Origin of the sequence: Sinomonas atrocyanea, from assembly GCF_030811715.1 — a bacterium.
GTDB lineage: Bacteria > Actinomycetota > Actinomycetes > Actinomycetales > Micrococcaceae > Sinomonas > Sinomonas atrocyanea_A.
Genome location: NZ_JAUSRH010000006.1, coordinates 16607 through 38639 on the forward strand (window position 1 = coordinate 16607; position 22033 = coordinate 38639).

Here is a 22033-nt window from a genome sequence, read left to right on the forward strand (position 1 = left end):
GCCCCACCCGCGCGCCGACCACCGGAAGGAATCCGACGTGTCCGAAGCCCCCGCCCGCCCGCTGCGTGTTGCCATCATCGGCGCCGGTCCAGCCGGCGTCTACGCTGCGGACATCCTGACCAAGTCCAACGAGGTCAAGGGCGGCGACGTCGAGGTCAGCATCGACCTGTTCGACCAGTACCCGGCGCCCTACGGCCTGATCCGCTACGGCGTCGCGCCGGACCACCCGCGCATCAAGGGCATCGTCAACGCCCTGCACAAGGTCCTCGACCGCGGCGACATCCGCTTCATCGGCAACGTGACGTACGGCCGCGACCTCACGCTCGCGGACATCCGCGGCTTCTACGACGCCGTCATCTTCGCCACCGGTGCCCTCAAGGACGCCCCGATGGACATCCCGGGCGTGGAGCTCGAGGGCTCGTTCGGCGGCGCCGACTTCGTCTCCTGGTACGACGGGCACCCGGACGTGCCGCGGGACTGGCCGCTCACGGCGAAGGAGGTCGCGGTGATCGGCAACGGCAACGTGGCCCTCGACGTGGCGCGCATGCTCTCCAAGCACGCCGACGACCTGCTGGTCACGGAGATCCCGGACAACGTCTACCGCGCGCTCAAGGCCAGCCCCGTCACGGACGTCCACGTGTTCGGCCGCCGCGGCCCGGCGCAGGTGAAGTTCACCCCGCTCGAGCTGCGCGAGCTCTCCCACTCCCGGGACGTGGACATCGTGCTGTACCCGGAGGACTTCGAGTTCGACGACGCCTCCGACGAGGCCATCAAGACCAACAACCAGGTCAAGACCATGGTCAACACCCTCGCGAACTGGATCGCGGAGGACCAGGACACCGGCGCCTCCCGCCGCCTCCACCTGCACTTCCTGCAGAGCCCCGTGGAGATCTACGACTCGCCCGAGACGCCCGGGCACGTGGCCGGCATCCGGTTCGAGCGCATGGAGCTCGACGGCACGGGCAACGTCCGCGGCACGGGCCAGTTCGAGGACTACCCGGTCCAGGCCGTGTACCGGGCCATCGGCTACCGCGGCTCCGAGCTCGCCGAGATCGAGTACGACGCCCGCCGCGGCGTGATCCCCAACGAGGGCGGCCGCGTCCTCGACGAGGATGGGAACCCGATGCCCGGCCTCTACACGACCGGGTGGATCAAGCGCGGCCCCGTGGGCCTCATCGGCCACACGAAGGGCGACGCCCTCGAGACGATCGGCTGCCTCCTCGAGGACCGGGACTCGCTGCCCGCGGCGGAGAACCCGGACGAGCACGCCGTCATCGCCCTGCTCGAGGAGCGCGGCGTCGAGTACACGACGTGGGAGGGCTGGAACGAGCTCGACGCCCACGAGCGGGCCCTCGGCGAGGCGTGGGCCGGGGACGCGGCCGACGCCGGTGCTGCCGCCGGCGCCGCGGGCGGCGGCGGGCAGGTGCGGCGCGAGCGCGTGAAGGTGGTGCCGCGCGAGGACATGGTCCGGATCTCGCGCAAGGCCGCCCGGGGCGCCTGAGTCCGAGCATCTGGGGCCGGGCCGCGGTGTCCGGACGCCTGGGACGCGGGGGCGCAGAAGGTCTCACATGGTGAGACCTTCTGAAGGTCTCACAGGCTGGACCCGTACAGTAGACAGGTTTGTTCGTCACTGAAGACCAGGAGTGTGGGATGCAGATCCTCCGCACGAAGCCGATCGAGGCCACGATCGCGGCTTCGCAGGAGTCCGGGCGCCGGCTCAAGCGATCGCTGAGCACGTGGGACCTCATGATCATGGGAGTCGCCGTCGCCGTCGGTGCCGGCATCTTCTCGGTCGGGGCCAAGGCCGCCGCCAGCTTCGCGGGGCCGGCCGTCACGGTCTCCTTCGCGATCGCCGCCGTCGCGTGCGCGCTCGCCATCATGTGCTACGCCGAGTTCGCCACGGCGATGCCGGTGGCCGGGTCGGCCTACGTGTTCACGTACGCCACGATGGGCGAGCTGCTGGCCTGGATCATCGGCTGGAACCTGATCCTGGAGCTCTTCACGGCAGCCGCCGTGATCGCCAAGTACTGGGGCATCTACCTCAGCAAGGTCTTCTCGCTCGCGGGGCTCGATGTCCCGCCGAGCATCCAGCTCGGCCCGGTCGAGCTCGTGTGGGGCCCGTTCCTCATCGTCGCGATCTTCACCGTGCTCCTCATCCTCGGGACCAAGCTCTCGGCCCGGGTGGGCAACGTCATCACGATGATCAAGATCGCCGTCGTGCTGTTCGTGATCGTGGTCGGGTTCTTCTACGTCAAGGCCCAGAACTACAGCCCGTTCGTCCCGCCGGCCGTCCCGGCGTCCGGTTCGGGGGGCACCGAGGTGCTCAAGCAGTCGTTCTTCTCCTTCCTCACCGGAGCCGCGCCCGCGCAGTACGGCGTGTTCGGCGTGTTCGGCGGCGCCGCCCTCGTCTTCTTCGCCTTCATCGGCTTCGACGTCGTGGCCACGAGCGCCGAGGAGGTCAAGAATCCGCAGAAGACCCTTCCGCGCGGCATCTTCGGCGGCCTGGCCGTCGTGACCCTGCTCTACATCCTCGTCTCGCTCGCGCTGACGGGCATGGTCCCGTACACGGTCCTGGCCAAGGCGGAGGCCCCCACGCTGACCACCGCCTTCGAGGCCGTCGGCAACACCGACGCCGCCAAGGTCATCGCGTTCGGCTCCCTCGTGGGCCTCACGACCGTGATCATGGTCCTGCTCATGGGCCTGGCCCGCGTGATCCTGGCAATGAGCCGCGACGGCCTGCTCCCGCGGGCGCTGTCCGTCACGAGCGAGAAGCGCGCCACGCCGGCGCGCCTGCAGATCATCTGCGGAAGCGCCGTGGCGCTCGTCGCGGGCCTGACCAAGGTGGACGTGCTCGAGGAGATGATCAACATCGGCACGCTCTCGGCGTTCGTCGTGGTCAGCCTCGGCGTCGTGGTGCTCCGCCGCAAGCGTCCCGACCTCAAGGCCGCGTTCCGCGTGCCCTTTGGGAAGGTGCTCCCCATCGTCTCGGCCCTGCTGTGCCTTTACCTCATGACCAACCTCGCGGTCGAGACGTGGATCTACTTCGCCGGCTGGCTCGTGGTGGGCCTGGTCATCTACTTCGCCTACGGACAGCGCCATTCGCGGCTCAACGAGCGCTTCGCGGTGGAACGCAGCTCGGTGTCGGATCCGGCGCAGTAGTCGGGGCCTGCTCTCTGGGAGTTTGCCCGGACCGCCACGTGCATTGCAGATACTGTCAACATCCGTGATGGTCCGCGTCTAGGATGGGGCCATGGCGAGACCTCCACGGCCAGAGCGGAAGTACGAGCTGCTCGACCAGATCCTCGACCACCTGCTCGACTCGACGCTGGCCGACCTGACGTTCCGCAGCCTCGCAGACGCGCTGGGTATCAGCAGCTATGTGCTCGTGTACCACTTCGGCAATCGGGAGCAGCTGGTCACCGAGATCATCCGCGGCATCATGCGGCGGCTCGAGCCGCTGACCACGCTCAGGCCCGCGTCCGACTCCCCGGAGGACGTGGTCGCCCTGGCCCGCAGGGCGTTCGAGCTGGGCCTCGACCACCGCGGCCGGCACCTGCAGCGGCTCGAGTTCGAGGCGTCGGTGCAGGACGTGGTCGCCGACGATCCGCGCCGGCCGTCTGCCGAGTCGTTGGAGCACTGGTGCGGGCTGCTGGCCAAGTGGCTGCGCGGCCGGGGCCTCCCTCCGCGCGCCGCCCGCTCGATGGCCCGCACCTACGTGGGCGCCGTCATGGGGCTGCTGTACGAGTTCGTGCTCTCGGGCGACCGGCACGCCGCGCTCGACTCGTTCGACGTGCTGGCCGACGGGTTCGTCGCCCACCTCGACCGCGCGGCGCACAGGATCGCCTCCTAGCCCCCCCGGTTCCGGGTACGCATCCCGTCGCGGTTCCGGCCTTCCGGGTACGCGGCCGGCGGGAAACGCCCGACGGCGGGGTCCCCACTCAAGGTGGGCACCCCGCCGTCGGGCGTTCAGGAGGCTACTGCCGGACTGCTGCTTGCCGAGCCGCTACTTGCCGAGCTCCGCTCGGAGCTTGGCGCCGAGCTCGGAGTCCACGTTCGTCCAGTACTGGATCGCGCGCTCCTTGATGTCCTCGCGCTTCACTCCGCCGACCGCACCGGCGATCGTGGTGAGGAAGCGGGCGCGGGCGGCGTCGTCGAACACCTCGCGGTAGAGGATGCCCGGCTGCACGAAGTCGCCGTCCTCGGCGTGGAGGGAGTGCGCGGCCAGGGTGAGCGCGCCGTCGTTCTCCCAGCCGCCGCCCGCGGCGCCCGCAGCGGGCTCGACGGCGGCGGGGCCGCCGGCCGAATTCGGGGCGTACACCGGCGTGCTCGGGGAGTTGAAGTGGATGCGCGCCGAGCCGTCCTGGCTGTAGTTGCGCACCTCGCTCTTGGGGGCGTTCACCGGCAGCTGCGCGTGGTTGGTGCCCACGCGGTAGCGGTGCGCGTCCGCGTAGGAGAAGATGCGCGCCTGGAGCATCTTGTCCGGGGAGGCCGCGATGCCCGGCACGAAGTTCGACGGCGCGAACGCGGCCTGCTCGATCTGCGCGAAGTAGTTCTCCGGGTTGCGGTTGAGCTCCATCGTGCCGACCTTGATGAGCGGGTAGTCCTTCTTGGACCACGTCTTCGTGAGGTCGAACGGGTTGTACCGGTAGGTCTTGGCGTCCTCGTACGGCATGACCTGCACGAAGAGCTCCCAGCTCGGGAAGCTGCCCTCCTCGATGCTCTCGTAGAGGTCCTGGATGTAGTAGTCGGCGTTCTCGCCGGCGATGCGCTCGGCCTCCTCGCCCGTGAGGTTCTCGACGCCCTGGTTCGTGTGGAAGTGGTACTTGACCCAGAACCGCTCGCCCTCGGCGTTGATCCACTGGTAGGTGTGCGAGCCGTAGCCCTGCATGTGGCGCCACGTCTTGGGCAGGCCGCGGTCGCCCATGAGCCACGTGACCTGGTGGGCGGACTCGGGGGAGAGCGTCCAGAAGTCCCACTGCATGTCGGCGTCGCGCAGGTGGCTGCCCGGGAGGCGCTTCTGGGAGTGGATGAAGTCGGGGAACTTGATGCCGTCGCGGATGAAGAACACCGGGGTGTTGTTGCCCACGAGGTCGTAGTTGCCCTCGGACGTGTAGAACTTGATCGCGAAGCCGCGCGGGTCGCGCCACGTGTCCGGGGAGCCGTTCTCGCCCGCCACGGAGGAGAAGCGGATGAGCATCTCGGTCTCGGTGCCCGGCTGGAACAGTGCAGCCTTGGTGTACTTCGAGACGTCCTCGGTGGTCTTGAAGACGCCGAAGGCCCCGCCGCCCTTGGCGTGGACCACGCGCTCCGGGACGCGCTCGCGGTTGAACTGGGCGAGCTTCTCGACCAGGTAGTGGTCGGTGAGGATGATCGCGCCGTCGGCGCCGACCGACTGGGCGTGGGCGTCCGAGACGACCGGGGCGCCGGACTGGGTGGTCGAGTAGTTGACCGTCATATCTCTCCTTCTGTTCCGCGCGTACTGCGCCGTACTGGGTTCGTGGGACGAAAGGCTGGTGGGCGGTGTCAGGCCGCCGGCTCGGGGGCGGGCTTCGCTGCGCACTCGGCGCAGACCCCGACGTAGGTCACGTCCGCGATCATGATCGTCATCCCGTGCGTGTCCGAGGGCGTCAGGCAGGGGGCGTGGCCCACGGCGCAGTCGACGTCCTCGACGCGGCCGCAGGCCGAGCAGATCGCGTGGTGGTGGTTGTCGCCGACCCGGGTCTCGTAGAGCGCGGGGGAGTGCGGCGGCTCGAAGCGGCGCAGCATCCCGAGGTCGGTCAGGTCGCCGAGGACCACGTAGACGGACTGCGGGGTGATGTCAGGCAGTTCCTCCCGGGCCGCGGCGAGGATGGCCTCGGCCGAGGAGTGCGGGTGGGACTCGACGGCGTCGAGCACCGCGAGGCGCTGCCTGGTCACCCGGCGGCCGTGAGCGCGCAGGGCCGTGGCCCATCCGCTGTGCTCCGTGCTCGGTTCCATGGCCCCATTAGAGCACTTATTTTGAGAAGCTCACAATAAGGCGAGCCTAAGCTTGCTCCCGGCGTCGGTAGGCTGGACTCGGTCCGGAACGGGGAGGCACATGGGAGAGTTCGAGGAGCACCGCCTGGCCGGCGGCGGCCACGAGGTGCGGGTGCGCTCGGGCGGAGAGGGCGCGCGGGACTACGTCCTGGTGCACGGCATCGGCGTCTCGCCCGCGTACTTCCGCCCCCTCGCGGAGGAGCTCGCGCTGCGGGACCGCGTGCACGCGGTCGAACTCCCCGGCTTCGGCCACACCCCGAGGCCGCGGCGCCCGCTCGCGATCGAGGACTTCGCCGCATGCGTCTGGGAGGCCCTCGACGCGCTCGGCGTGGCCGCGCCCGTCCTCGTCGGGCACTCCATGGGAGCGCAGGTGGCCGTCGAGATGGCCCTCCAGCGGCCCACAGGCCAGCTGCTCGCCCTCCTCGGGCCCACCGTCGACGCGGACGCCCACAGCGTGGTCCGGCAGGGGCTGCGCCTGGCCTGGGACACGGCGACCGAGCCCCCGGTGGTGGCCGCGACGATCCTGCGCGACTACTTCCGCTGCGGCCTGGCGTGGTACCTCGCCACGCTCCGAGGGATGATGCGGCACCGCATCGAGCAGAGGCTCGCGCTCGTCGCGGCGCCCGTGCTGCTGATGCGGGGCTCCCGGGACCGGATCAGCCCCCAGCGGTGGATCGAGCGCCTGGCCCGGTCCGCCCCGGAGGCGCACGTGCGCGTCGTCCCGCCGCACGCGCATGTGCTCATGTACCGCGGCGCGGCGGCGGTCGCCGACTGCCTGAGGGCCGAAGCGGCACGGGGCGAGGCATGAGCCGGGCGACGGACGCCCTGCAGGCGGCGCGGCGGGCGTGCGCCCGAGCCGCCTGGGTCACCGGCGGCATCGCCCTCGACGCCGCCTACGCCACGGCCCGGCAGGCTGCCGCCTTCCGGGCGCGCGGCGGCGGCCGGCGGGTGGCCACGGGGCCCGAAGGCAGCCCCACCGTGCGCACGACGTCGGAGCCTCCCCGCGGGGGCCGCCCGCCCGCCGTCGTGCTCATCCCCGGCATCTACGAGCCGGCGGCATTCCTCGATCCCCTCCGCGCCCGGCTCGAGGAGCGCGGGCACGTGGTCGCGGTGGTCGAGGAGCTCGGCTGGAACCTGCGCACGGTCCCCGACTCGGCCGCCCTCGTCGCCGAGAGGCTCCGCGAGCTCGGGCTCGCCGGCGTGCTGATCCTGGCCCACTCGAAGGGCGGCCTCATCGGCAAGGAGCTCCTCGTCACCGAGCCGTCCCTCGCCCGCGGCATGGTCTCGATCTCGACCCCCTACGGCGGCCATCCCTTCTCGCGCATCGCGCCCACGCCGGCCCTGCGGGCCTTCCGCGCCACGGACCCCGTGATGCTCGCGCTCGCGGCCGAACGCGCCGCCAACGCCTCCATCGTGTCCATCAGCGCCGAGGTCGATCCGATCGTGATCGGCGGGACCTGGCTCGAGGGCGCGCGCAACATCTGCCTGCCTGTGGTGGGCCACTTCCGGATCCTGTCCCACCCGGCCTTCCTCACGCTCCTCGACGAGCTGCTCGACGAGGCAGGCGCCGGCGGAAAATCCCCGCCACCCAGCGGAACCAAGCAGCAGGGCCGAATCGTTGAGTAGGCGGAGGTAACCGTGCACAACCACTACAACGGGCTCAAGACGGCGGCGCTCTTCGGCGTGCTCTGGGCGGTCCTGCTGGGCATCGGCGGTCTCGTGGGCGTCTGGTCCCGCAGCGGCTCGCCCGTCCTGATCTTCGCCGGCCTCGGCCTGATCATGACGTTCTACAGCTACTGGAACAGCGACAAGATCGCGCTGCGCTCCATGCAGGCCTACCCCGTGACGGAGCAGCAGGCGCCGGGGCTGTACCAGATCGTGCGCGAGCTCTCCCAGCGCGCCAACCAGCCGATGCCGCGCATCTACATCTCCCCGACGGAGTCCCCGAACGCCTTCGCCACGGGCCGCAATCCGCGCAACGCCGCGGTGTGCTGCACCGAGGGCATCCTGCGGCTGCTCGATGCCCGCGAGCTGCGGGGCGTGCTCGGCCACGAGCTCATGCACGTCTACAACCGGGACATCCTCACCTCCTCGATCGCGGCCGCTGTCGCCGGCGTCATCACCTCGGTGGCCCAGTTCGCCATGTTCTTCGGCGGCGGGGACCGGGACCGGAACGCGAACCCCTTCGCGCTCCTCATCCTCAGCCTGCTCGCCCCATTCGCCGCCTCGCTCATCCAGCTCGCGATCTCCCGCACCCGCGAGTACGACGCCGACGAGGACGGGTCCCAGCTCACCGGCGACCCGCTCGCCCTCGCCTCAGCCCTGCGCAAGATCGAGGGCGGGGTGCGCCTCGCGCCGCTGCCCGCGGACGACCAGAAGCTGGTGAACACCTCGCACCTCATGATCGCCAACCCCTTCCGCGGCGGGGCGGGGCTCACCCGGCTGTTCGCCACCCACCCGCCGATGGCGGACAGGATCGTGCGCCTCGAGCGGATGGCCGGCCGCGAACTCGGCCGCTGACGCCGGGCCCGCACGCTCCATGAAGATCGCGGTCATCGGAGCGGGCGCGATCGGCGGCACCCTCGCGGCCCTCCTGGACCGCGCGGGGCACAGCGTCGAAGTGACCGCGCGGGGCGAGCGCCTCGCGGCGATCAGGGCCGGCGGGCTCCGGCTCACCGGCCGATGGGGCGAGCACCGCGCACACGTCGCCGCCGGCGAGCGGCTCACGGCCGCCCCAGACCTCGCGCTCCTGTGCGTGAAGGCCCAGGACGAGCGTGCGGCCCTGCGCGCCAACGAGGCCGCGCTCGCCGGCGTCCCGCTCGTCGTGGTCCAGAACGGGCTCGACGGCGCGGCCGGTGCCCGAGGCGTCCACACCGGCCCCGCCATCGGGGCCATCGCCTTCTTCAGCGCCGACTGCCCGGTGCCCGGGGAGGCCCGGGTGCTCGTCCCGGGGCCCCTGTACCTCGGCTCGGGGTCCGCGCCGCCCTCGGCCGAGGCCGACGCCGCCGCCCGGGTGCTGTCCACGGCGATCCAGACCCGGGCCGTGGCCAACTTCGCCGGGTGCCAGTGGACCAAACTCGTGGTCAACCAGATCAACGCCATGCCGGCCATCACCGGCCTCAGCGTCCAGGAGACCCTCGCCGAGCCGGGGCTGCGGCGGATCATCCTCGCGAGCATGCGCGAGGCCCTCCGCACGGGGCGGCGCGAGGGCGTCACGTTCGGATCCCTCGAAGGCATGACCCCTCTCGCCCTGGGCATCCTCCGGTCCGCGCCCGCCCCGGTGGCCGGCGCCCTCCTGCGCATCATGGGCCGCCGGCTCGGCCGCGAGCCGGTCCTCGGCTCGACCCTGCAGAGCGTCCAGCGGGGCCTGCCCACCGAGATCGACCACCTCAACGGCGCCATCGTCGCGCGGGCCCGCGCCCTCGGTGCCGACGCCCCCGTGAACGCCGCGATGACCGCGCTCGTCCACGAGGTCGAGATCGACCACCGCTTCCGTACCCCCCACGAGGTCATCCGCCGGATCCGGCTCCCGTAGCCGGCCCCCGCGGGCGGCGGGACGGACGACGGCGGCGCGCGGCCGGCGTCGTCCGCCCCGCGTGCCGGGCGGGGCCGATGCCGAGGCTAGGCTGTTGCGGTGCGCAACTATCTGGCCGACACGAGTCCCCTCACGGAGAGCCCGGAGTTCAGGCGCCTCTGGTTCGGCCAGCTGCTGAGCATCCTCGGATCCCAGCTGACGGTCACGGCCGTGAGCCTGCAGATCTACGACCTCACGCGCTCGAGCTTCAATGTGGGACTGCTCGGGCTCGTGGCCCTCGTCCCGTTCGTGTTCGCGGGCCTCTACGGCGGTGCGATCGTGGACGCCCACGACCGCCGCACGGTCGCGATCGCCTCCTCGTGGCTCCTGTGGGGCACGAGCGCGCTCATCGCGCTCCAGGCGTGGCTTCGCCTCGAGAACGTCCTGCTCATCTACCTGCTCGTGGGCCTCCAGGCCCTCGGCACGGGCCTGAACATGCCCGCCCGCAGCGCGATCATCCCGCGGCTCCTGCGTCCCGAGAAGCTCGCGGCGGCCAACGCGCTGAACATGATCACCTTCGGCCTCGGCGGCGCCGCCGGACCGCTGCTCGCCGGCGCGCTCGTGGCGTCGGTGGGCTACGGATGGACCTACACCTTCGACGTGCTCAGCTTCACCGTGGCGATGTGGGCGCTGTTCCGCCTGCCGCCGCTGCCGCCCGAGGGCGCGGTGCGGCGGGCCGGAATCCGCTCCGTCGCCGAGGGGTTCCAGTTCCTCGGCACGCGGCCCAACATCCGCATGACGTTCCTGATCGACATCTGCGCCATGGTCTTCGCGATGCCGCGCGCCGTGCTCCCGGCCGTCGCGGCCCTCGCCCTCGGCGGCGGCGCGGCCACGGCGGGCGCCCTCCTGGCCGGCATCGCCGCCGGCACGTTCCTGGGCGGCCTGTTCTCGGGGCCGGTCGCGCGGCTGCGCTGGCAGGGCCGCGGCGTCCAGTGGTCCGTGGTGGCGTGGGGCGCGAGCATCCTCGCGCTGGGGATCGTGGTGCTCTCGGCCGGGCGCACCTCCCCGGACGCGCCGACGTGGTGGGTGCTGCCCGCGATGCTCTGCATGGTCGCGGCGGGCGCGGCCGACTCCGTGAGCGCCGCCCTGCGCTCCACCATCCTGCAGGCGGCCACGCCGGACTCGATGCGCGGGCGCCTGCAGGGCGTGTTCACCGTGGTGGTCGGCGGCGGCCCGCGCCTCGGGGACGTGTTCTCCGGCGGGATGGCCTCGTGGCTCGGCGAGGGCACCTCGATCGTGGTCGGCGCCCTCGTGTGCATCGCCCTCGTCTGGGTGCTGCACGTGGCGCAGCCGGGGTTTGCGCGCTACGACGCGGAGCACCCCACCCCCTAGCGGCGAGCCTCCAGGAGCGTCTGGGCTGCGGTCCAGGGCAGGAGGATGCAGCGGCGCCGCAGAGGAGCGACGGCCAGCTCAGCGAGCGCGAGCAGCGGCCCGGCGCAGGAGTCCTGGACGAAGGCCTCGTCGGAGCCCGGGGCTGGCCCGTCCGCTCCGACCCCCGTGAGCCGAGGGAGGGCTGACCGGTCCAGCGGCCGGCCGACCTCGCGGGCCGGGACCAGGACGGCGAGCAGGGCCGCAGCGTCCCGCGGCGCCATCGAGCGCACGGTGGCGGCCAGGAGCGACGCGGACGCACGCGAGAGGGTGCAGCCGCTGGCCGCTCCGCGGAGCACAGCCACCCCGTCCTCGACTGTCAGGGCCAGGTCCACCCTGTCGCCGCAGGTCGGGTTGACCCGCTCCAGACGCCGCGCATGGCGCAGGCCGTCTCCGTCGCCGAGAGGCGCCAGGCCGGGGGTGGTCCCTCCGTGCTGCCCGATGATCGCGAGGAGCTCCTCGCGGTCGAGGGCGTTCATCGGGGCCCCTCCGCGTCACGGACCCGCGGCGTCTGCTGCTCCTCGCGGGCGCGCAGTGCCGCATGGATGGTGTCGCGGGCGATCGGCGTGGTCGTGAAACGGATGCCGATGGCGTCGGCGATGGCGTTCGCCATGGCCGGCGCCACCGGGTTGAACGGCGACTCGCTCATGGACTTGGCCCCGCGGGGTCCCAGGGAGTCCTCGGTGTCGGCGAAGTACACCTCGCTGCGGGGGATGTCCGCGAAGGTCGGCACGTGGTACTGGCGCAGGATGTCGGAGGTGACCCGGCCGGCGTCGTCGATGCGGACCTGCTCGTGCAGCACCGCGCCGATGGCCTGGGCGATGCCGCCCTCGACCTGGCCGCGGCACTGGTGCGGGTTCATGACCTTCCCGGCATCGGCCGCCTGGACCGACTGCAGGATGCGCAGCTCGCCGGTGCCCGTGTTGACCGCCACGCGGAAGCCGTGGACGTTGAAGGACACCGACCTCGGGGTGCCGCCCCAGTGGCCCCGCCCCACGTAGCGCTCCTCATCGCTGCCCTCGGCCACGTCGCCGAGCAGTGCATCGAGCTCCACGTCGCCGTGCGGGGTGTGCACCACGGGTCCCGCGATCTCGCATTGCGCCGGGTCGCTGCGGGTGCGCGCTGCCGCGGCCTCACGGATCGTGTCCGCCAGCTCTCGGGCGGCGGCGTCGGTGGCGCGGCCGGCCACGACTGTCCCCGTGGATCCGAAGGCCCCCGTGTCGTGCTCCACGAGGTCGGAGTCGGACTGGCGCAGGACCACGTGCTCGGTGGTGGTCCCCAGCGCGGTGGCCACCAGCTGCGCATGCACCGTGGAGGTCCCGTTGCCGAACTCGGCGGTGCCCACCCGGGCCTCGTACCGTCCTCCGGGCAGCAGGCGGACGCGGGCGTGCGCGTGGTGGCCGCGCGGCGGCACCGTGTCGATCATGGCGATCGCCGTGCCCTCGCCGACCTTCCACTCCGGTCCGAGCGGGGTGCTGTGCCCGGCGGCCTCCGCCGCCGCCTCGCGGCCACGGCCGCGGGCCAGCGCATCGCGGACCAGGTCGATGCACTGGTCGAGCCCGTAGCTGCCGAAGTGGACGTCCTCCTCGGGCTGCTCGTGCATCGAGATCATCGGGTCCTCGATGCCCACGACGTTGCGCCGGCGGAATTCGAGGGGGTCCAGGCCCAGCTGGCGGGCGAGCTCGGACATGGCGGACTCGACGGCGAAGATCATCTGGCTCAGCCCGTACCCGCGGAACGCGCCCGACGGCACGTTGTTGGTGTAGACCACGCACGCGTCGACCTTCTTGTTCGGGGCGCGGTAGACCGAGAGGGACTCCCCGCAGCCGTGGAACATCACCCCCGGCCCGTGGTTGCCGTAGGCCCCGGTGTCGACGCGGACGTCCACGCCCAGCGCCGTGAGCCGGCCCTCGGCGTCGGCGCCGGCCCGGACGCGGATCCTGAAGGGATGGCGCACGGTGGTGGCGGTGAACACCTCGCTGCGCGAGAGCTCCACCTTGACCGGCCGGCCGGTGGCCAGTGTGGCCAGGGCTGCCAGATCCTCGGTGAGCACTTCCTGCTTCCCGCCGAAGCCGCCCCCCACCCGCTCGCAGAACACCCGGACCCTGTCCTGGGGCAGGCCGAGGATGCGGGAGAGCGTGCGGCGGACGAGGAAGGGGACCTGGGTGCTGGAGCGCACCACGAGCCGGCCCTCCTCGTCGGTCCACGCGATGGAGCCGTGCGTCTCGAGCGCCACGTGGGAGAGGCGGTGGGTGCGGTAGGTGTCCTCGTGGACCACCGCCGCTGCCGCGAGGCCCTCCTCCAGGCTGCCGATCTCGCCGTGGGCCACGGCGAGGATGTTCCGCTCTGGATCGGCGATGCGCGAGTCCTCGGCGTCGCGCCCGGCGTGGAGGGCGGGCGCGCCCGGGGCGTCCGCCTGCTCGGGATCCAGGACCACCGGGAGCACCTCGTAGCGGACCTCCATGAGCCGGGCTGCCCGATCGGCCGCCCGAGGGGTCTCGGCGACGACGAGGGCGACGCGCTGCCCGACGTGGCGCACCACGTCGTCGAGGATGCGAGTGTCGTCGGGATCATCGGTGTGCAGCTCGTGCTGCGCCGAGGAGAACCGGACGGCGGGCGCGTCCTCGTGGGTCAGGACGGCCACGACTCCGGGCTCCCGGAGCGCACGGGAGGAATCGATGCCCAGCACCCGGGCGTGGGCGTGCGGGGAGCGCACGATCGCCGCGTGCAGCAGCGGGGCCGGCAGGTCCGCGGGGCCGACGTCCATGGTGTAGCGCACCGTGCCCGTGACCACGCCGGGGCCCTGGGGCGCTCCGGTGCTGGCGCCGACCCCGCCATAGCCGTCCTCCACGTTCACACGCCCGTGCACGGCGTCCTCGATCGAGCGGTAGCCGGTGCACCGGCACAGGTTGCCCTTGAGGCTGCGGGGCAGGTTCGAGCGCTCCCGGTCGGTGAAGGCGGAGGCGGTCATGATCATGCCGGCGGTGCAGAAGCCGCACTGGAACCCCCCGGCCCGCAGGAACGCCTCCTGCGTCGGGTGCAGGTGCTCGGGCGTCCCCAGGCCCTGGATGGTCGTCACCGTGCGGCCGGAGGCCCGGTGGGCCGGGTAGATGCAGCTGTGCACGGGGGCGCCGTCCACGTGGACGGTGCAGGCGCCGCAGTCCCCGGCATCGCAGCCCTTCTTCACGCCGAGGGCACCGTTGTCGCGGAGCCAGGTGCGCAGGCACTGCCCCGGTTCGGGGCGGACGGGCACGGTGCGGCCGTCGACGACGGCCTCGCCGTCGCGGGGCGGCGGGGAGACGGGATCGCCGGTGGTCCTTTCCACGGTGATGTCGCCGGTGGTGTGCGCTGCCGCGGCGGACGTGCCGGGCAGCAGTTCGACGAGGATCTCTTCCCCGAGGCGATGGGTCATGGCGCGCCGCCATTCGGGGGCGCCGTGGACGTCGTCGTGCCAGCCTCCGTCTCCTACCGACGCGCCGAGGGCTGAGCGCCAGCCCGCGCCCGTGGCCGCCGGCTGCCCGTCCCCTCCGAGGTCGATCACGTGGGGGCGCCGCGTGGAGGCCGTCACGACGATGCGGACGCGGCCGGGCGCGGTGCGGCGGCCGATGAGCAGGGCGGCAGACCGGCCCCGTTCGGTCAGGGAGATCCGCCGGAACGCGGAGGGCTGGCGCAGGGCCGCAAGGGGAATGCGGAAGCAGCGGATGAGCTCGCCGTCGCGCAGCGCCGTGCGCGCCTCGTCGAGGACGAGGTCCGCGACTGCCAGCTCGCGGCGCGTGCCCTCGGGGCCGAGCAGGACGGCGACGGCATCGAGGCCGGCCAGCAGCGACGTCATGGGCCCGGCCGGGAGGGCCGTCGCCACGTTGCCGCCGACGGTCGAGACATTCCAGATCTTGTAGGAGGCGACGAAGGAGTCGCAGCAGGGCCGGAAGAGGTCCAGTCCGGGCAGCAGGTCCCGGGGCGCCGGCAGCTCTGCGGCGTCGGGCAGGGCGTAGACGTCGGCCACCCGGCAGGTGGCGGCCAGCTCGAGGGCGGGGACCGCGGGCGCGCCTCCGCTCGCGCCCTCCGGGCCTCCGCCGCTGGGGTGCCAGACCACGGCGGCCCATCCCGCGCCCGTGAGGTCCAGGAGGCGCCGCGGCCGGCCGCGGGTGATGTCTGTCCCATAGGAGAGCAGCACGGTGCCGCCGGCCAGCCACGAGTCGCCGGGCTGCCACTCGTCGGGGTCCGCGCTCATCAGCACCTCATCGACACTGGTCATGTCCATCTCGTCTGCACCTTTCGCGAGTCGGGTCCTGTGCGCGCGCCGCGCGCCGCGTGGACGGGTCCGGCGGTGCCGCTCAGGGGGAGCACGGCAGCGGCCCTCTCGCGCTTGGCCGCGATCACTTCCGCGAGGATCGCCACGGCGACCTCGCCGGGGGTCAGCGCCCCGATGTCCAAACCGATGGGGGAGTGGAGCCGGCGCAGCAGGGCCTCCGGCAGGCCGCCGCGGAGCAGGTCCTGCGCGCGGCGTTCGTGGGTGGTGCGTGAGCCCATGGCCCCCACATAGGCCAGGTCCATCCGCAGGGCCTGATCCAGGACGGCAAGGTCGAACCGGGGATCGTGGCCCAGGACGGCGACCGCCGTGCGGGCATCGACGCGGCCCGCCGCCCGCTCGGCCTGAAGGTGGACAGCCGGCGTCTCGGTCACGACCTCGTGCGCGCAGGGGTGGCGGGCCGCCGTGGAGAACAGCGGCCGGGCATCGCACACCGTGACGTGCCAGCCGAGGGGCCGGGCGGCCGCGGCCAGTGCCGCCGCGTAGTCGTTGGCGCCGTAGACGATCAGCCGGGGCGGGGGGCGGTGCGACTCGACGAGCAGGCGCCCGAGGACCGGGCACCCGTCCGCCTCGTCGGCGCGTACGGGCACGATTCTGGTGCCCCCGGCCTCCAGCGCTGCCCGCAGCTCCTGGGCGGAACGGTCCGGCAGCGCCGCCCGCAGCGCGGCGGGCAGGGCGACGGACGGGTCCAGGAGCGCCGGCGCCGGCAGGCCGGCGGCGGCCCCCGGGAGGGGGCGGACGAGGGCGACCGGCCGCGAGGGGGGCATTCCCGCCACCGCGGCCAGCGCCGGCAGCACGGGACCGAGGTCCGCCATCGGCTGGAGAAGGACCTGGAGGCTGCCCCCGCAGGTCAGGCCGATGCCCAGACCGTCCTCGTCGCCGTAGCCGAACTCGATGACGCCGGCGATCCCGGTCTCGAGGACCGTCAGGCAGGCGTCCACCACGGCGGCTTCGACGCATCCGCCCGACACCGATCCCACGGCGAGCCCGTCGCGCCGCACGGCCATGGACGTCCCGGGCGGCCGCGGGACGGAACCCGAGGCGGCCACGACGGTGGCGACGGCCCACTCTCGGTGCTCGGCGAGGGCCGGCGCGAAGTCCTGGAGGCGCTCGAGCATAGTCACCGCCTCCGGGCGGGGCAGGGGCATGCTGAAGGGAAGGTCACGGCGGTCAACTCCTCGGTGGCTCGCGTGGGCCGCCGCGGGGGCGGAGCGCCGGAACATCCTGAGGAGGCACCGGGGGCTCTCTGGCGGCAGGCCAGCGCGATGGCGTGGTTGCTCGCCCGGTAGATAGTCCAGTCAGGACCCGCCATGGGCTGGGTCACACCGTAGCGGAAACGCCTCGCCGACTGCAATGGCTTCCGGGTGCGCATGCCGAAAAATGGAAAAGTTTTTCCGCGGATGTGTTGCGCCTCACGGGCGGCTGCCCTACGGTTGTCTCAGCCAATGGCGGGCCCCGGTTGCAGGGGCTATCTACCGGGCATGATCTGACAGCCGGGTGGACCCGCCGACGGACATGAACCGTTCCCTTGGGTCCTCCCATGACGCACAGGACGTGAGCATCATGTCGACCACTCCCCAAGGAATCATTCGCACCGAGGACTTCCTCGAACGCGCCATCGACCTCGCGGCCCGGAACGCGGCCGCCGACGGAGGGCCGTTCGGCGCCGTCGTCGTCACGCCGGACGGGCGGGAATTCTTCGCCGTCAACCGGGTGACCGCGGACAACGACCCCACGGCGCACGCCGAGGTCATGGCGATCCGTACCGCGTGCACCGCGCTGGGCACCTTTGACCTCACCGGCTCGGTGCTCTACACCAGCTGTGAGCCCTGCCCGCTGTGCCTGTCCGCGTCGCTGTGGGCGCGGCTCGACGCCGTGTACTTCGCCGCAGACCGCCACGACGCGGCTGCCGGCGGGTTCGACGATGCGGAGTTCTACGAGTTCTTCGCGCGCAGCCCCGAGGAGAGGGACAAGGCCCTCCCGGTCCGCCACATCGCCGTGGAGCGCCGGACCGCACCGTTCGAAGCCTGGGCTGCCAACACCAGCCGCACCGAATACTGATTCCCCCCAACCCCCACCAAGATCTGGACACTTCCCGGCGGACGCCTCTCGGGGCCGGCGGGAACAACAGAGGATCGCCACACCTTGCGCGCCAGGCACCGCCTGCGCACTGAAGGAGGCTCCTTCCATGTCACCGACCACAACAGACGCTGGCAACCAGACCCCGGCCCGGGCGAGCCGCTGGGGACGTGCAGCACGCACGGGCCACGCTCCGGGCCCCGAGGACGAGAAGCTCCCGCTGGGGCGTACCGGCGCCTACGGCTTCCAGCACGTCCTCACCATGTACGGCGCCATCGTCGCCGTCCCGCTCATCATCGGCCAGGCCGCCGGACTCTCCGGCGAGAAGGTCGCCCTGCTCATCAGCTCCTGCCTGCTCATGGGCGGCATCGCGACCATCGTGCAGAGCGTGGGCGCCCCGTTCATCGGCTCGCGCCTGCCGCTCGTCCAGGGTGTCTCCTTCGCCGGGGTCGCCCCCATGCTGGCGATCCTGGCCGGCGGGCACGACCTCACCGCCATCTTTGGGGCCGTCATCGTCTCCTCGGCGGTGGGCTTCCTGACGGCCGGCGCGTTCTCGCGCATCATCCGCTTCTTCCCGCCGGTCGTCACCGGCACCGTCATCACGGTCATCGGGATCTCCCTGCTCCCGGTGGCGATCTCCTGGGCCGCCGGGCATGGCGCGGGCGGGGCCGCCGACCTGCGCAGCCTCGGCCTCGCCGGCGCGACGCTGCTCATCGTGCTCCTGCTGTCCAAGGTGGGCGTCGGGATGATCTCGCGCCTGTCGATCCTGCTGTCCTTCATCCTCGGCACCGGCGTGGCCGCGGCCCTGGGCATGGTGGACTTCTCGGGCGTGGGCCGCGGCGCCCCGATCACCTTCCCCACACCCCTGGCCTTCGGTCCGCCGACCTTCGAGGTGGCCTCGATCATCTCGATGCTCATCGTGGTCCTCGTGACCATGACCGAGACGACGGCGGACATCCTCGCCGTCGGCGAGATTGTCGGAGCCAAGGTCGACGCCCGCCGCGTCGCCAACGGCCTGCGCGCGGACATGTTCTCCTCCGCCTGCGCACCGCTGCTGAACTCGTTCACGCAGACGGCCTTCGCTGCCAACGTGGGCCTCGTCGCCGTGACCGGCATCCGCAGCCGCTTCGTGGTCGCAGCGGCCGGCGTCATCATGGCCATGCTGGGCATGTTCCCCGCCATCGGCCAGGTGGTCGCGGCCATCCCCGAACCGGTCCTCGGCGGAGCCTCGATCGTGCTCTTCGGCACCGTGGCCTCCTCCGGAGTGCGCACCCTGGCCAAGGTGGACTACCGGAACTCGATGAACCTGGTCGTCGTGGCGGTGGCGTTCGCCTTCGGCCTGATCCCGGTGGCCGCGCCGAACTTCTACCGCGACTTCCCCGCCTGGGCCCAGACGATCCTGGGCTCCGGGATCAGCGCCGCCGCGATCGTCGCGATCATCCTCAACCTCCTCTTCAACGAACTGCGGGCGGGCAACTCCCGGAACCAGTCGGTCCTTGCGGCCGCGCCGGTGCGGATCGTGCGGGCGGACGCGCTGACCCACCTGCGTGAAGGGGACCAGCTCCGCAACGGGGCCATCGTCGACTGCGACGGCACCGAGGTGGCGGTGGTCCCGGAGCACTGCTTCGAGGACGTGCACCGGATGATCGGGGCCGGCGAGATCACCGACACCGGTCAGGTGCACAGGATCCTTCAGGAACGGCAAGTGCCCCGGTGAGCCGCCCCTGCGTCGTCGTGCTCGCGGCAGGCCTCGGGAGGCGGCTGGGCCGCGGCCCCAAGGCCCTGCTGAGGCTCGAGGGGGAGACCCTGGCGGCCCGGGCCGTCCGGGTCGCCGCCGCGGCCGGCGGGCGCCCCGTCCTGGTCCTCGGGCCGCAGGCGGACGAGATCGCGGCGTCGGCGCAGCAGCCGGAGCGCGAGGGGGACCTGGTGGTCCTGCGCGTCACCGGATGGGAGGAAGGGATGTCCCGGGCCTGGCGGGCGGGCGTGGAGCACGCCGCGCGGCTGGAGCCCGGGATGCCCGTGGCGATCATGCTCGTGGACCAGCCCGGCGTCGGCCCCGAGGTCATCTCCCGGCTCCTCTCGGTCCACCGTCCCGGGCGGATCACCCGGGCCGCCTACCGGGGGCGGCCGGGCCACCCCGTGGTCCTCGACCCGTCCCAGGCCGCGGCCGCTGCGCGCGGGGCCCGGGGCGATACGGGAGCGAGGGAGTACCTGCAGGCCCACCTCGACGCCGTCGACACGGTCGAATGCGCCGACCTCGGCAGCGACGACGACATCGACGTCCCCGCGGATCTGGCACGCTGGCCCGGCCTCGGCTGAGGGAGGCAAGCACGACGCCGGCCGCCCACCCCGCACGGGGTGAGCGGCCGGCGTCGTGCTCGCGTGCCTCCTAGCGGAAGTTCACGAACTGGAGGTCGACGTCCTCGTAGCCCTTGAGCAGGGCGATGGTGGACTGGAGGTCGTCGCGGGACTTCGAGGAGACCCGGAGCTCGTCGCCCTGGATCTGGGCCTTGACGCTCTTGGGCGCCTCGTCGCGGATGAGCTTGGAGATCTTCTTCGCGTGCTCCTGCGAGATGCCCTCCTTGATGGAGGCCTCGATGCGGTACTCCTTGCCCGAGGCGAAGGGGTCGCCGGCCTCGAGCGACTTCAGGGAGATCCCACGCTTGATGAGCTTGGACTCGAAGACGTCGAGGACCGCCTTGACGCGCTCCTCGGCGTTGGCCTTCATGAGGATCTTCTCGCCGCTGAAGTCGATCTCGGCGCCCACGCCCTTGAAGTCGTAGCGCTGGGCGATCTCCTTCTGCGCCTGGTTGAGGGCGTTGGCGACCTCCTGCTTGTCGACCTTGCTGACAACGTCGAACGTCGAATCTGCCATGGGTAACCTCCGTCTGGACGGGTCTGGATGCTGCGACCCAGCCTAGCCGCTTGGGCTTCCGCGGGCCCGGGTAATATCCCGGCGGTACCGCGGGACGCCCACAGTTCACTCACAGCCGAAGCCCAGTCGGATCGCAAGCGCAACTGGGAGCGTTGGTACCACTGAAGGCTCGCAAGGGAGGATCCATGGCGGAGAACGCGCCACGCTCCGAGGACGGGGTTCCGGCGAAGGCGCCGTATGATGCAGCACCGAAGAAGTCGATCGCCGGCCGGGCGGCCGCAGCAGCAGGGGGAGTGGTCGCCGCCGCGACCCTCGCCGCCGGCATCGCGATGTCCCCGGCCCCCGCGGCCTCCGCACGGCTCGACGGCGTGCATGCGGACCTCGCGAGGGCCGTCGCGCTGAAGCAGATCACTGACGAGCAGGCGGCGTTCTTCGAGGCCCAGATTGCCCGCGCCATCGCCTCCGAGGAGGGGTCCCAGGCGGGCGACGGCGACGGCGCGGCCGCCGCTCGGACCGCCTGATCCGCGGGCCCATCCGCCGATTCGACGCTTGGGCGAATGTTCTGTAAGGTTGTCTTGCTCGCACCGCGGAACACGGCTTGGCCGGAGACCGCGGGGTGGCGTTCGGCAGATTACCCGAGCGGCCAAAGGGGGCTGACTGTAAATCAGCTGGCATTGCCTACGGGGGTTCGAATCCCTCATCTGCCACCGAACGAAGGGCCCGGCCTCATCCAACGATGAGGCCGGGCCCTTCTCGTGTCCGGAAACGTCGTCAGTTCTCGGCGGCCTGGTCGCCGGGGCGCAGCGCTGCGGAGCCCTGCACTCCGGACGCCTCCTGCATGCCGCCCAGGACGGCGGTGACCGCTTCCTGCGATGAGCGCCGGGGCTCCCAGCCGACCGCGGAGCGGATGCGGGCGGTGTCCATGATCGGCACCTGCACGGCCATGTCGATCCAGCCCGGGTCGGTGCGCTGGATCCGCAGCTTCCATGACAGCCACACGACGGCGCGCAGCGCCGCGGCCGGGAGCGGCACGGACTTCTTGGCGCCTAGGACCGGCGGGAAGGTGGTCGGGTCCAGGACGGGCTCGGCGGCCACGTTGAAGGCACCCCGGGCGCGGGCGGTCAACACCTTGGCGTAGGCGTCGGCGACGTCCTCGGCGTGGACCGCCTGGAAGACCATCGTGGGCGGCATGGGCAGCACCGGGATGCGCGAGCGGGCGACCTGCTGGGGGATGAAGCGGCCCAGGAAGTAGCGCCCCACCTCGGAGGCCTGCCCCGACTGGAAGATCAGGCCCGGGCGCAGCCGTGCCACAGTGACGTCCGGATGGTCCGCCTCGAAGCGGTCGAGCAGCCGCTCCACCGCCGCCTTCTGCCGGCTGTAGTGCGAGGTGTGGAGGCCGCCGGTGGGCCAGGACTCGTCGACGCGCTCGTCCTTGGGCCCCGGGCTGTACGCCCCCACCGAGGACGCGTAGACGAGCTGCTTCACCCCGGCCTCGGCGGCCGCCTCGAAGACCTGCCAGCTCCCCTCCACGTTGACCCGGTGCAGATCGTCCTGGTGGTGGTTGGGCTGGATGATCCACGCGAGGTGCACCACGGCGTCGCAGCCCCCGAAGGCGGTCCGCAGCGCCGGGACGGCGTCGGGGGAGCCGATGTCGACCTGGTGCCACGAGGCGCTCCGGTAGGGCTCGGCCGCGGGATCGGGAGCGCGGCGGGCGACGCCGACGAGCTCGTGCCCGCCCGTCGCGTCCAGTGTCCTCAGCAGCGCGGTCCCGACGTTCCCGGTGGCTCCGACGATGGCGATGCGCATGGTGGCT

At 72.2% G+C, this 22033-nt stretch carries 19 protein-coding genes, 1 tRNA gene and 1 pseudogene; 13 read left to right on the forward strand and 8 right to left on the reverse strand.

Going from position 1 to position 22033, the window contains the following annotated elements:
- Positions 1 to 37: 37 nt before the first annotated feature.
- From J2W21_RS10825 to J2W21_RS10835, 3 genes are all read left to right on the forward strand, one after another.
- Positions 38 to 1501, forward strand: coding sequence for an FAD-dependent oxidoreductase (locus J2W21_RS10825; RefSeq protein WP_307114531.1), 1464 nt, complete (start codon positions 38 to 40; stop codon positions 1499 to 1501).
- Positions 1502 to 1650: 149 nt separating this feature from the next.
- Positions 1651 to 3159, forward strand: a complete 1509-nt coding sequence (locus J2W21_RS10830) for an amino acid permease (protein ID WP_307114532.1) — start codon at positions 1651 to 1653, stop codon at positions 3157 to 3159.
- 91 nt (positions 3160 to 3250) lie between these two features.
- Positions 3251 to 3850, forward strand: coding sequence for a TetR/AcrR family transcriptional regulator (locus J2W21_RS10835; protein WP_307114533.1), 600 nt, complete (start codon positions 3251 to 3253; stop codon positions 3848 to 3850).
- Positions 3851 to 4003: 153 nt separating this feature from the next.
- On the opposite strand, the gene J2W21_RS10840 is transcribed toward J2W21_RS10835, so the two are convergent.
- Complete coding sequence (locus tag J2W21_RS10840; protein WP_307114534.1) at positions 4004 to 5455, reverse strand: catalase; 1452 nt, start codon at positions 5453 to 5455, stop codon at positions 4004 to 4006.
- Between the two features lie 68 nt (positions 5456 to 5523).
- On the reverse strand, positions 5524 to 5976 hold the full coding sequence (locus J2W21_RS10845) for a Fur family transcriptional regulator (protein ID WP_307114535.1): 453 nt from the start codon (positions 5974 to 5976) through the stop codon (positions 5524 to 5526).
- A 100-nt stretch (positions 5977 to 6076) separates the two neighbouring features.
- Here J2W21_RS10845 and J2W21_RS10850 point away from each other — a divergent pair, with 100 nt between their 5' ends.
- The 5 genes from J2W21_RS10850 to J2W21_RS10870 all read left to right on the forward strand — a co-directional run bounded on the left by J2W21_RS10850 (position 6077) and on the right by J2W21_RS10870 (position 10921).
- Positions 6077 to 6823, forward strand: coding sequence for an alpha/beta fold hydrolase (locus J2W21_RS10850; protein ID WP_307114536.1), 747 nt, complete (start codon positions 6077 to 6079; stop codon positions 6821 to 6823).
- Positions 6820 to 7641 carry an esterase/lipase family protein gene (locus tag J2W21_RS10855; RefSeq protein ID WP_307114537.1) on the forward strand — a complete coding sequence of 274 codons (822 nt, stop codon included), beginning with the start codon at positions 6820 to 6822 and terminating at the stop codon, positions 7639 to 7641. Before J2W21_RS10850 ends, J2W21_RS10855 begins: the two co-directional genes overlap by 4 nt.
- 12 nt (positions 7642 to 7653) lie before the next feature.
- Positions 7654 to 8535 (forward strand): zinc metalloprotease HtpX, encoded by an 882-nt coding sequence (gene htpX, locus J2W21_RS10860; protein ID WP_307114538.1) that lies wholly within the window; start codon positions 7654 to 7656, stop codon positions 8533 to 8535.
- A 19-nt stretch (positions 8536 to 8554) separates the two neighbouring features.
- Positions 8555 to 9550 (forward strand): ketopantoate reductase family protein, encoded by a 996-nt coding sequence (locus J2W21_RS10865; RefSeq protein ID WP_307114539.1) that lies wholly within the window; start codon positions 8555 to 8557, stop codon positions 9548 to 9550.
- 99 nt (positions 9551 to 9649) lie between these two features.
- Positions 9650 to 10921: an MFS transporter gene (locus J2W21_RS10870; RefSeq protein ID WP_307114540.1), complete on the forward strand. Its 1272-nt coding sequence runs from the start codon at positions 9650 to 9652 to the stop codon at positions 10919 to 10921.
- Here the strand turns inward: J2W21_RS10870 and J2W21_RS10875 are convergent.
- The 4 genes and pseudogenes from J2W21_RS10875 to J2W21_RS10890 all read right to left on the reverse strand — a co-directional run bounded on the left by J2W21_RS10875 (position 10918) and on the right by J2W21_RS10890 (position 16384).
- Positions 10918 to 11436 (reverse strand): iron-sulfur cluster assembly scaffold protein, encoded by a 519-nt coding sequence (locus J2W21_RS10875; protein WP_307114541.1) that lies wholly within the window; start codon positions 11434 to 11436, stop codon positions 10918 to 10920. The genes J2W21_RS10870 and J2W21_RS10875 overlap by 4 nt on opposite strands.
- Positions 11433 to 14282, reverse strand: a complete 2850-nt coding sequence (locus tag J2W21_RS10880) for a molybdopterin-dependent oxidoreductase (RefSeq protein ID WP_307114700.1) — start codon at positions 14280 to 14282, stop codon at positions 11433 to 11435. The genes J2W21_RS10875 and J2W21_RS10880 overlap by 4 nt, the downstream gene beginning before the upstream one ends.
- A gap of 366 nt (positions 14283 to 14648) precedes the next feature.
- Positions 14649 to 15218: pseudogene (locus J2W21_RS10885) on the reverse strand (FAD binding domain-containing protein); the annotation flags it as partial.
- Entirely contained in the window at positions 15209 to 16384 is a 1176-nt protein-coding gene (locus tag J2W21_RS10890) for an XdhC family protein (RefSeq protein ID WP_307114542.1), read from the reverse strand. The gene J2W21_RS10890 and the pseudogene J2W21_RS10885, both read right to left, overlap by 10 nt.
- 445 nt (positions 16385 to 16829) lie before the next feature.
- On the opposite strand from J2W21_RS10890, the gene J2W21_RS10895 reads away from it, so the two are divergent.
- From J2W21_RS10895 to J2W21_RS10905, 3 genes are all read left to right on the forward strand, one after another.
- Positions 16830 to 17327, forward strand: a complete 498-nt coding sequence (locus J2W21_RS10895; RefSeq protein WP_307114701.1) for a nucleoside deaminase — start codon at positions 16830 to 16832, stop codon at positions 17325 to 17327.
- A gap of 127 nt (positions 17328 to 17454) precedes the next feature.
- Positions 17455 to 19062 carry a nucleobase:cation symporter-2 family protein gene (locus J2W21_RS10900; protein ID WP_307114543.1) on the forward strand — a complete coding sequence of 536 codons (1608 nt, stop codon included), beginning with the start codon at positions 17455 to 17457 and terminating at the stop codon, positions 19060 to 19062.
- Positions 19059 to 19664, forward strand: a complete 606-nt coding sequence (locus tag J2W21_RS10905) for a nucleotidyltransferase family protein (RefSeq protein WP_307114544.1) — start codon at positions 19059 to 19061, stop codon at positions 19662 to 19664. Before J2W21_RS10900 ends, J2W21_RS10905 begins: the two co-directional genes overlap by 4 nt.
- Before the next feature lie 70 nt (positions 19665 to 19734).
- On the opposite strand, the gene J2W21_RS10910 is transcribed toward J2W21_RS10905, so the two are convergent.
- Positions 19735 to 20220 (reverse strand): YajQ family cyclic di-GMP-binding protein, encoded by a 486-nt coding sequence (locus tag J2W21_RS10910; protein WP_307004670.1) that lies wholly within the window; start codon positions 20218 to 20220, stop codon positions 19735 to 19737.
- 185 nt (positions 20221 to 20405) lie between these two features.
- Between J2W21_RS10910 and J2W21_RS10915 the strand changes: the two genes are divergently transcribed.
- Both J2W21_RS10915 and J2W21_RS10920 read left to right on the forward strand, forming a co-directional pair.
- On the forward strand, positions 20406 to 20741 hold the full coding sequence (locus J2W21_RS10915; RefSeq protein WP_307114545.1) for a hypothetical protein: 336 nt from the start codon (positions 20406 to 20408) through the stop codon (positions 20739 to 20741).
- Positions 20742 to 20845: 104 nt separating this feature from the next.
- Positions 20846 to 20927, forward strand: a tRNA-Tyr gene (locus J2W21_RS10920).
- Between the two features lie 64 nt (positions 20928 to 20991).
- Here the strand turns inward: J2W21_RS10920 and J2W21_RS10925 are convergent.
- Complete coding sequence (locus J2W21_RS10925; RefSeq protein ID WP_307114546.1) at positions 20992 to 22026, reverse strand: NAD-dependent epimerase/dehydratase family protein; 1035 nt, start codon at positions 22024 to 22026, stop codon at positions 20992 to 20994.
- Positions 22027 to 22033: the final 7 nt, after the last annotated feature.

What these genes read in the sequence shown, in the direction of transcription:
- J2W21_RS10830 (WP_307114532.1), top strand. Translation starts at nt 1,651, where the DNA reads ATGCAGATCCTCCGCACGAAGCCGATCGAGGCCACGATCGCGGCTTCG.
- J2W21_RS10835 (WP_307114533.1), top strand. Translation starts at nt 3,251, where the DNA reads ATGGCGAGACCTCCACGGCCAGAGCGGAAGTACGAGCTGCTCGACCAG.
- J2W21_RS10840 (WP_307114534.1), bottom strand. Translation starts at nt 5,455, where the DNA reads ATGACGGTCAACTACTCGACCACCCAGTCCGGCGCCCCGGTCGTCTCG.
- J2W21_RS10845 (WP_307114535.1), bottom strand. Translation starts at nt 5,976, where the DNA reads ATGGAACCGAGCACGGAGCACAGCGGATGGGCCACGGCCCTGCGCGCT.
- J2W21_RS10850 (WP_307114536.1), top strand. Translation starts at nt 6,077, where the DNA reads ATGGGAGAGTTCGAGGAGCACCGCCTGGCCGGCGGCGGCCACGAGGTG.
- J2W21_RS10855 (WP_307114537.1), top strand. Translation starts at nt 6,820, where the DNA reads ATGAGCCGGGCGACGGACGCCCTGCAGGCGGCGCGGCGGGCGTGCGCC.
- J2W21_RS10865 (WP_307114539.1), top strand. Translation starts at nt 8,555, where the DNA reads ATGAAGATCGCGGTCATCGGAGCGGGCGCGATCGGCGGCACCCTCGCG.
- J2W21_RS10875 (WP_307114541.1), bottom strand. Translation starts at nt 11,436, where the DNA reads ATGAACGCCCTCGACCGCGAGGAGCTCCTCGCGATCATCGGGCAGCAC.
- J2W21_RS10890 (WP_307114542.1), bottom strand. Translation starts at nt 16,384, where the DNA reads ATGCTCGAGCGCCTCCAGGACTTCGCGCCGGCCCTCGCCGAGCACCGA.
- J2W21_RS10895 (WP_307114701.1), top strand. Translation starts at nt 16,830, where the DNA reads ATGTCGACCACTCCCCAAGGAATCATTCGCACCGAGGACTTCCTCGAA.
- J2W21_RS10900 (WP_307114543.1), top strand. Translation starts at nt 17,455, where the DNA reads ATGTCACCGACCACAACAGACGCTGGCAACCAGACCCCGGCCCGGGCG.
- J2W21_RS10910 (WP_307004670.1), bottom strand. Translation starts at nt 20,220, where the DNA reads ATGGCAGATTCGACGTTCGACGTTGTCAGCAAGGTCGACAAGCAGGAG.
- J2W21_RS10915 (WP_307114545.1), top strand. Translation starts at nt 20,406, where the DNA reads ATGGCGGAGAACGCGCCACGCTCCGAGGACGGGGTTCCGGCGAAGGCG.
- J2W21_RS10925 (WP_307114546.1), bottom strand. Translation starts at nt 22,026, where the DNA reads ATGCGCATCGCCATCGTCGGAGCCACCGGGAACGTCGGGACCGCGCTG.